Below are 9,014 nucleotides of genomic sequence, written 5' to 3' on the forward strand. Positions count from 1 at the left end.
AGCTACATGCGCCGCAACCATAACCTGTTGATCGGCGAGACCACGGCCGAGCGCATCAAGAAGGAGATCGGCACGGCCCGCGCGCCGGCCGACGGCGAAGGCCTCTCGATCGAGGTGAAAGGCCGCGACCTGATGCAGGGCGTGCCGCGCGAAGTCCGCATCTCGGAGAAGCAGGCCTCGGACGCCCTGTCCGAGCCGGTGGGCCAGATCGTCGACGCGGTGAAGATGGCGCTGGAAGCCACGCCGCCGGAGCTCGCCTCGGACATCGCCGACAAGGGCATCATGCTGACGGGCGGCGGCGCGCTGCTGCGTGGCCTGGACGCCGAGATCCGCGACCACACCGGCCTGCCGGTGACCGTGGCCGACGACCCGCTGTCGTGCGTGGCCCTGGGCTGCGGCAAAGTGCTCGAGCATCCCAAGTGGATGAAGGGCGTGCTGGAGTCGACCCTGGCGTAAGATACCGCGGTTGCGGGCGGCGGGGCCGCTTCTTGGGGGCGTGAAGGCCGATGTCCTTGCGGGACAATCCGCTCGGTGAACTGAAGGTCCCCCTGACCTGGACGGCGGGGATCGTCTTCCTCGTCGTGCTGATCGCGTCGGTGGCGATCCTCCTGTCGGACCGGCGGGAGGCCTTCGAGACCGACGCCTACGGCCGCACGCGGACTATGAGCGACAAGGCGCTGGAGCCTGTCGGGAACGCCCTGTCGGCGCCGGGCCGCTGGACCGGCGCGGGCTTCGACGCCATCCGCGGCTACTTCTTCGCCGTCTCCGAAAACCGCCGGCTGAAGGCCGAGCTCAAGGAGATGCGGCAATGGCGCGACGTGGCGATCGCGCTGAAAGACAACAATGAACGCTACCGGGTCCTGCTGGGGCTGAAGACGGATCCGCCGATCCCGATGGTGGCGGCGCGCATCGTCACCGACAGCCGCGGTCCCTTCGCCAATTCGCGCCTGGCCAACGCCGGCCGCGAGGCGGGCGTGAAGATCGGCAATCCGGTGATGAGCGAGAACGGCCTGGTCGGGCGCGTGATCGGCGTCACCGATGGCGTCAGCCGGGTGCTGCTGCTGACCGACGTGGCCTCGCGCACCCCCGTGATGATCGACCGCACCAACGCCCGCGCCATCCTGACCGGCGACGGCGGGCCCAACCCGCGGCTCGAGTACCTGCGAGGCCAGGAGCCGGTGCGCAACGGCGACCGGGTGCTGACGTCGGGCGACGGCGGCGTCTTCCCGCGCGGCCTGCCGGTGGGCCGGGCCGTGAAGGGTCTCGACGGCCGCTGGCGCGTGGTGCTGGCCTCGGACCGGGCGGCGGTCGATTACGTCCGCATCCTCTTGTTCGAAGACTTCACCCAGCTGGCTAACCGCGCCGAACTGGACCGCACCAGCGTGCCGCCCCCGACGCCTGGCGCGCCGACGCTGCCGCCCCCCGAGGTCCAGGCGCCGGCCGCGGCCGCCCCCGCGACCCCCGCGCCGAAGACCGCGACGCCCGCGGCGTCTGCGCCCGCGGCCGCCACGCCGGCCCCGAAGACCGTCGCGCCCGCGCCGAAGGCCACCGCCCCGCCGGCGAAGGCCTCGCCGCCGGCCGCAGCGCCCGCGCCCAAAACGCCCGCGCCCAAGGCTCCGGCTGCGGCGTCGACCCCCGGAGCCGGACGATGAGCGGCGGCGCCCGGTCTCTCGAGCCGTGGCGCTGGCTGGGCATTCCGATGCTGCAGGTCATCGTCGCGACCCAACTGTTCGCGCTGCCGATGAGGCTGTGGGGCCTGTCTCTGCCGGAGCCGGTGTTCGCCATGCCGGTGGCTTTCGCCTGGGCGGTGATCCGGCCCTCGATGCTGGCGCCGTTCGGCGTCGCCCTGATGGGCTTCTTCATGGACCTCCTCTGGGGCGGGCCGCTGGGCCTGTGGGCCGTCTGCCTGCTGATCGCCTATGGCGTGGCGCTCGGCGGCCGGGCCATGCTGGCCGGGCAGAGCCGCGGCATGATGTGGGCCTGGTACGGCGTGCTGACGGCGTTGGCGCTCAGCGCCGGCTATCTGTTCACCATGCTGGACGTGAAGGGGATGCCGAGCCCGCTGTCGGTGTTCTGGCAATTCCTCGCCACAGTCATCCTGTATCCGTTCGCGGACCGCCTGATCGAGCGGTTCGAGGACGCCGACGTAAGGTTCCGCTAGCGCCATGGCCGAACCCGCAATCTTCTTCGAAGAGGTCAACGAGCGGCAGGGCGTGTTCCACCGCCGGGCCATCCTCATGGGCGGCTTCGCAGGCCTGGGCATCGCCGCCCTGACCGGGCGCCTGGCCTATCTCCAACTCCTGGAGACCCAGCGCTACGAGAAGCTGGCGACGTCCAACCAGTTCAACTTCAAGCTGGTGCCGGCCCCCCGCGGGCTGATCGTGGACCGCAACGGCGCAATTCTGGCCGCCAACCGGCCGAACTTCCGGCTGTTGGTGGCCCGCGACAAGGACATGGACACCGAGGCGACGCTGCAGACGCTGTCGCACTTCGTGCCGATGGACGAGACCCGCAAGCGCCGCCTGCTGCGCGAGATCAACAACGCCCCGAAGCGCGCGCCGGTCTCGGTGATGGAGGACATGAGCTGGGAGCAGTTCTCGGCCATTAACGTCCGCGCGCCCGAGCTGCCGAACGTCACCGCCGACATGGGCGAGGTGCGGGTCTATCCGCACGGCGGCGCCTTCGCCCACGTGATCGGTTACGTGGCCAAGGTGAACAAGGAAGACGTCGAGGACACCGGTCCGAACGCCGACCCGATCATGCTCCACCCCGGCTTCCGGATCGGCAAACAGGGGATCGAGAAGTCCCTCGATCTCGAGCTGCGCGGCCGCGCCGGCGCGAAGAAGGTCGAGGTGGACGCCAACGGCCGCGAGGTGCGCCACGACGAGGCCGGCGACATCCCCGCCGTGCCCGGCAAGGAGGTCCAGCTCACCCTGGATGTCGACATCCAGAACCGGGCGCTGGAGGTGTTCGGCGGCGAGAGCGGCGGGGCGGTCATGATGGACTGCCGCACCGGCGACATCCTCTGCATGATGTCGGCCCCCAGCTTCGACGCGAACCGCTTCGTGCGCGGCCTTACGGGCGCGGAGTACCGGGCGCTGGCCAACTACGAGCGCAAGCCGCTCCTGGACAAGTGCCTGTCCGGCACCTACCCGCCGGGCTCCACCTTCAAGACCATCACGGCCCTGGCGGCCTTGCAGGCGGGCATCGATCCGGACCTCACGGTGAGCTGCGGCGGGGGCATGTTCTTCGGCGGCCGCTATTTCCGCTGCCACAAGAAGGGCGGCCACGGTCCCCAGAACATGCGGGACGCGATTAAGAACTCCTGTGACGTCTATTTCTACTCGGTGGCCCACCGGATCGGCCCCGACCGCATCGCCGCCGTCGCCCGCGAGTTCGGCTTCGGCCAGACCTTCGACATCGGCATCCCGGGCCAGAAGAAGGGCATCGTCCCCTCGACCGAATGGGTGCGGAAAAACCGTCCGCGCGACCCGAAATGGCACCCCGGCGAGTCGCTCAGCTACGGCATCGGCCAGGGCATGCTGACGGCCAACTGCCTGCAGTTGGCGGTGATGACCGCCAGGCTCGCCAACGGCCGCAAGGCGCTCAATCCGCGGCTGATCAAGTCGATCGGCGGCAAGGAATTGCCCAGCGGCGCGGCGGTGCCCGACCTGCCGTTCAGCCAGGAGCACCTGAACTACGTGCGCGCGGGCATGGCCGCGGTGACGGAAGCCGGCGGCACGGCCTATGTCGCCAGCCAGCTGGGCCTCGGCGACATCCTGATGGCCGGCAAGACCGGCACCGCCCAGGTCTACAGCTACAAGGCCGGCGGCACGCGCGGGAAGGGCGGTCCGTGGCGCCTGCGCGACCACGGCCTCTTCGTGGCGTTCGCGCCCCTGGACGAACCCCGCTACGCGCTGGCCGTCATCGTCCAGCACGGGATGGGCGGCTCCAGCGCCGCCGCGCCGCGGGCGCGCGAGATCATGCGCGTCGCCCTCCTGAAGGACCCCGAGCTGCGCGCACGCATCGAGAAGCCGGTGCCCATGCCCGAGATCCAGCCCGATCCCGAGCTCGACAGCGTGCCCGACGAGCCGATCTTCGCCGAGCCGCCCAACACCCCGACGCCGGCCGTCGGCCAGCCGCTCACGCCGCCTGCGCGAGGACCCGCATGACCGTCTCGGCGCTCACCCGTCCCGGCGAACGCGACCGGCTGATCGTTAAGCTGTCCGAGGTCGACTGGCTGTTCGTCCTGGTGCTCAGCCTGATCGCCGGCGCCGGCGCCCTGATGCTGTTCTCCATCGCCGGCTCGTCCTGGGACCCGTGGGCGGCCAAGCACGTGACGCGCTTCACGCTCTGCGTGGTCATGATGATCGGCCTGGCGATGATCGACATCCGGGTGTGGTTCGCCATCGCCTATCCCGTCTACATCGTGGGCCTGCTGCTGCTCGTCGCGGTGGAGCTCGTCGGCGATACGCGGCTTGGCGCCCAGCGCTGGCTGTCCATCGGCAGTTTCAGCTTCCAGCCGTCCGAGATCATGAAGCTGGGGATCGTGTTGGCGTTGGCGCGCTACTATCATGGGACCTCGGCCCAGCGGGCCCGGCTCTCCTGGTGGCTGCTCGTGCCCGCCGGGATGATCGCACTGCCGGTGCTGCTGGTGGCGCACCAGCCCGACCTCGGCACGGCCATGCTGATCCTGATGACCGGCGCGGCCATCGTCGTGCTCGCGGGCCTCTCCTGGAAGATTATCGCGGCGGGCATCGCCACCTTCCTCGCCGTAGTGCCGCCCTTCGTGATGTTCGTGATGCACGACTACCAGCGGCAGCGCGTGCTGACTTTCCTGGATCCCGAGAGCGACCCTTCCGGCTCGGGCTACCACATCCTGCAGTCGATGATCGCCCTGGGCTCTGGCGGACCTCTGGGCAAGGGCTACGGCCTGGGTTCGCAGAGCCAGCTGAACTTCCTGCCCGAGAAGCAGACCGACTTCATCTTCGCGACGCTGGCCGAGGAGTTCGGCTTCGTGGGCTGCGTCTCGGTGCTGATCCTCTATGCGGCGGCGATCTTCATGGCGCTGCGCACGGCCTACGTCAGCCATTCGCACTTCGCCCGCCTCGCCGCCGCGGGCACGACGGCGACGTTCACGCTCTACATCCTGATCAACGGCGCCATGGTGATGGGCCTGGCGCCGGTCGTGGGCGTGCCGATGCCGATGCTCTCCTACGGCGGCACCGTGATGCTCACCGTGATGATCGGCTTCGGCCTCGTGCAGTCGGCGCGCGTGCACCGCTACGCCGAAGTGACCAAGGGCAGCGGGATCCTCTAGGGAACCCGCCGTCCCGGGCGACCTACTTGGCCACCATGTCCCGCTTCAGCCAGCGGCAGGTGATGAAGAAGAACAGGCCGCCCACGCCGTAGAGCGCCGAGGTGATGAGCATCGACCGTTGCAGGCTCTGCGGGTGGGCGATCGCGCAGACCTCCTGCTGGGCGGCAGCCAGCGCGGCGCGGGCGGCGCCCTCGCAGGCTTTGCGTGTGAGGTCCGGCGCGCCCAGACCCGCCACCTGCATGTTGAAGATGAAATCGCTAAGGGCGCCGATGAACAGCGGCCCCAGGCCATAGCCCAGCAGGTTGACCACGAAGAGCAGGATCGCGGTCGAGACGGCTCGGACCTGGGCGGAGACCACGCCCTGGCCGATGGTGTATTGGGCGGCCAGGTAGCCGTACTTGATCGCGCCGCCGATGATCAGCCCGATAAGCGCCAGCGACAGGTTCTTGGTGGTGAACGCCAGGAAGTAGAACGGCACGCTGGCCGTGAGGCCGATGCCGGCCAGCCAGGCGATGGCGTTCGGATGGCGTTTGGAGAGTTTTTCGGCGAGCCAGCCGGTGGCGAAGGTGCCGACGGCCGAGGCCGCAGCGACGGGCGCGTTGATCATCACGGCGGCCTCGCCGGCCGACAGGCCGAAGCTGCGGTTCATGAACAGCGACTGGAACGAGGCGATGCCATAGCCGCAGAAGGCGGCGATGGTGGCGGCCACCGTCATGGTCCAGAACGACGGCTTGGAGGCTAGCTCCTTCAGGCCCTCCGAAAACTTGGGCCGGGCTCGGCGCAACGTGCCCGGCGGGTCGGTGTAGCCGCGCGGCGGCTCCTTGACCGTCAGCTTGAAGATCGCCGCCACCAGGATGCCGGGAAGGCCGACGACGAAGAAGGCCGTGCGCCAGCCGTAGGCGTCGGTAATCGGTCCGCCGATCAGGTTGGCGAGCAGGCCGCCCAGGGTCACGCCCATGGCGTAGTAGCCCAGCGCCGTGGAACGGCGGCTGGGCGGATAGTAGTCTGCGATCAGCGAGTTGGCCGGGGGCGTGCACCCGGCCTCGCCGATGCCTACGCCGACGCGGCAGGCCAGCAGGATCCAGAACGCCCCGATCGTGATCGAGCCGATGGTCACCGGGGCGGCCAGGCCGCACAGCGCCGTCATCAGCGACCACAGCGCCACGCAGACGGTCATGATCCAGACCCGGTGCCGCGTCTCGGCGAACTGGGCCAGCGGGATGCCGACGAACGTGTAGAGCAACGCGAAGCCGAAGCCGGTCAGCAGGCCAAAGGCGGTGTCCGAGATGCCGAGCTCGGGCTTCATCTGCGGGGCGACGACGGAGAGCAGGCCCCGATCGACGAAGTTGAGGATGTAGATGATCAGCAGCGCGTTGAGCACATAGCTCCGGTAGGGCTTGGTGCCGAAACCGTTGATGTGCCCGTCGCCCGTCGCGGCGGTGCTGGTCGCGCTCATGCTGTGTCGTTTCCCCTGCTTCTTGGCGTGTTGGCGCGACCCTAACGAGCGTTTGAACGAGGGGAAAGAGCCGAATTTCCGGTATGATGTTCGGTGACGCGGGCGTCAGAAAGGCTCGAAGCAGTCGTAGTTCCGCTGCCGCCGGATCTTGTCGCCCTGAAACTCGAAGAAGACGGCGAAGCGGGCCTTCATGGCGTCGCCTGGCTTCAGAGACCGCAGCGGCACCGCCAGGATCCCGCGCCATAGGACTTCGGCCGCCACAAGGTCGCCGCTCTCCAGCAGGTTGACGATCTCGTAGGTCTCGGAGCTCAGCACGTTCTGCCCGCGGGCGGCGGCGGCCTTCAGGTCGTCGAGGGTGCGTCGGGCGCCAGCGGGCACAAGGGCGTTCGGGAACTCCTCCTGCACCGCGTCCTTGGCGAAGAACGACAGGGAGTCGCCCCGTTGTTCGATGGCGCGGAGATAGGCGCGGACGATCTCGGCCCGGCTCATGGCGTCCCTAGAGCTTCAGCGCCTGGTCGGTTGCCCGCACCAGGGCATCGACGATGCCGGGCTCGGTCGAGGCGTGGCCGGCGTCCCAGACCACCTCGAACCGAGCGTCGGACCAGCCCGATTTAAGCTTCCAGGCGCTCTCCATTGGCGTGACCACGTCGAAGCGGCCCTGGACGATCCAGCCTGGGATGCCGCGCAGCTTGTCGAGGTTCTCGAGGATCCAGTTCTTCGACGGGAAGAAGCCGCCGTTGATGAAGAAGTGGCACTCGATGCGTGCGAAGGCGATGGCGAAGTCGATCTCGTTGAACTTCGACGGACGCGCCTCGGGGCCGCGGATCGAGATGGTGTCGCCTTCCCACTGGCTCCATGCCGCCGCCGCTTCCGCCTGAACGCGGCGGTCGGGGCTGGTCAGGCGCTTGTGGTAGGCGGCGATCATGTCACTCCGCTCCTCAGGCGGGATCGGCGCGCAGAACCGGGCCCAGGCATCCGGGAACAGCATCGAGGCGCCGTCCTGGTAAAACCAGGAGAGCTCGCGCTCGGTGAGCAGGAAGATGCCGCGCAGCACCAGGCTCTCCACCCGCTCGGGATGGGTGATGGCGTAGGCGAGCGCGAGGGTGGAGCCCCAGGAGCCGCCGAAGACGCACCACTTCTCGACGCCCAGGTGCTCGCGCAGTCGCTCGATGTCCTCGATCAGCGCCCAGGTGGTGTTGTCGTCCAGGCTGGCGTTCGGCCGGCTGCGCCCGCAGCCGCGCTGGTCGAACAGGGCCATGCGCCACTTCGCCGGATCGAAGAACCGCCGCATGGTCGGGTTGATCGCCCCGCCCGGGCCGCCGTGCAGGATCACGCAAGGCTTGCCGTTCGGGTTGCCGCACTCCTCGTAGAAGACCTCGTGCGGCCCGCCGGTTGAGAGCCAGCCGGTGGCGTAGGGGTCGTTGTCAGGAAACAGGCCGCGCCGGTTCTGGGCGGAGGAGACGGCGGGGGGCGGCGTGTTGCGTTCCATGCGGCTCAATCTACTTCGGGAAGCGCCGATCCAACCAGTCGAGGATCAGGCGGTTCACCTCGCCCGGCTTCTCTTGCTGTGTCCAGTGGCCGGAGCCCTGGACCATGTGCATTTCCAGGTCGCCGACCAGCTCCTTCATCGGCTCGGCCATGGCGGGCGTCAGCACGGCGTCCAGCTCGGCGGTGATCATCAGGCAGGGCAGGTTGTCGATCCGCTGAGGCAACCCCTCGGCGCGCTCCCAGTTGCGCGTGAAGTTGCGGTACCAACTGACCGGGCCGAAGAAGCCGCCCTGTTCGAACGCCTCGACGAAGACGGCCAGTTCGCCGGGGCTCAGCAGCTGCTCGCCGCCGTCTTGGCCGTCCCAGGCGCGCAGCAGGTCGCGAAAGGCGAAAGTCGACCCGCCCTCGGCGGGCTGGGCCGCCGCGCGCAGGGCGGACGGCTTGCGCATGAAGAAGCGCATCGTCTTCGAGACGTCCTCACCCAGCACCGCCTCGGGCTCCTCCGGGGTCTGGAACCAGACGATGTACATGTCCGGCCCGAAGCGATGACGGAAGATGGCGATCGGATCGACTGGCGCCCGCGGCAGGAAAGGCGTGTTCAGGCCGATGACGCCGGCCACGCGGTCGGGATGCAGCAGCGGCATCTGCCAAACGACGATGCCGCCCCAGTCGTGGCCGCAGAAGATCGCCTTCTCGACGCCCAGGTGGTCCAACAGCCCCACCAGGTCGGCCGTCAGTCGCTCCATGTCG

At 68.9% G+C, this 9,014-nt stretch carries 9 protein-coding genes; 5 read left to right on the forward strand and 4 right to left on the reverse strand.

The genetic code is table 11. The features are described from left to right. From RIF93_RS15665 to rodA, 5 genes are all read left to right on the forward strand, one after another. A partial coding sequence (locus RIF93_RS15665; RefSeq protein ID WP_309092380.1) for a rod shape-determining protein occupies positions 1–456 on the forward strand: 456 nt, incomplete at its 5' end. 50 nt (positions 457–506) lie between these two features. After that, positions 507–1,652, forward strand: a complete 1,146-nt coding sequence (mreC, locus tag RIF93_RS15670; RefSeq protein WP_309092381.1) for a rod shape-determining protein MreC — start codon at positions 507–509, stop codon at positions 1,650–1,652. Then, complete coding sequence (locus tag RIF93_RS15675; protein ID WP_309092382.1) at positions 1,649–2,161, forward strand: hypothetical protein; 513 nt, start codon at positions 1,649–1,651, stop codon at positions 2,159–2,161. The genes mreC and RIF93_RS15675 overlap by 4 nt, the downstream gene beginning before the upstream one ends. A 4-nt stretch (positions 2,162–2,165) precedes the next feature. Beyond that, positions 2,166–4,172, forward strand: coding sequence for a penicillin-binding protein 2 (gene mrdA / locus RIF93_RS15680; protein ID WP_309092383.1), 2,007 nt, complete (start codon positions 2,166–2,168; stop codon positions 4,170–4,172). After that, positions 4,169–5,320: a rod shape-determining protein RodA gene (rodA, locus tag RIF93_RS15685; RefSeq protein ID WP_309092384.1), complete on the forward strand. Its 1,152-nt coding sequence runs from the start codon at positions 4,169–4,171 to the stop codon at positions 5,318–5,320. Before mrdA ends, rodA begins: the two co-directional genes overlap by 4 nt. 22 nt (positions 5,321–5,342) lie before the next feature. On the opposite strand, the gene RIF93_RS15690 is transcribed toward rodA, so the two are convergent. The 4 genes from RIF93_RS15690 to RIF93_RS15705 form a co-directional block, all read right to left on the reverse strand. Further along, positions 5,343–6,776: an MFS transporter gene (locus RIF93_RS15690; protein WP_309092385.1), complete on the reverse strand. Its 1,434-nt coding sequence runs from the start codon at positions 6,774–6,776 to the stop codon at positions 5,343–5,345. 105 nt (positions 6,777–6,881) lie between these two features. Continuing rightward, positions 6,882–7,265 (reverse strand): nuclear transport factor 2 family protein, encoded by a 384-nt coding sequence (locus tag RIF93_RS15695; protein WP_309092386.1) that lies wholly within the window; start codon positions 7,263–7,265, stop codon positions 6,882–6,884. A gap of 7 nt (positions 7,266–7,272) precedes the next feature. Next, on the reverse strand, positions 7,273–8,265 hold the full coding sequence (gene pip / locus RIF93_RS15700) for a prolyl aminopeptidase (protein WP_309092387.1): 993 nt from the start codon (positions 8,263–8,265) through the stop codon (positions 7,273–7,275). A gap of 10 nt (positions 8,266–8,275) precedes the next feature. Further along, positions 8,276–9,014: alpha/beta hydrolase (locus RIF93_RS15705; RefSeq protein WP_309092388.1), on the reverse strand; the 739-nt coding region annotated here is incomplete at its 5' end.

Origin of the sequence: Phenylobacterium sp., from assembly GCF_031181185.1 — a bacterium.
Classification (GTDB): Bacteria; Pseudomonadota; Alphaproteobacteria; order Caulobacterales; family Caulobacteraceae; genus Phenylobacterium.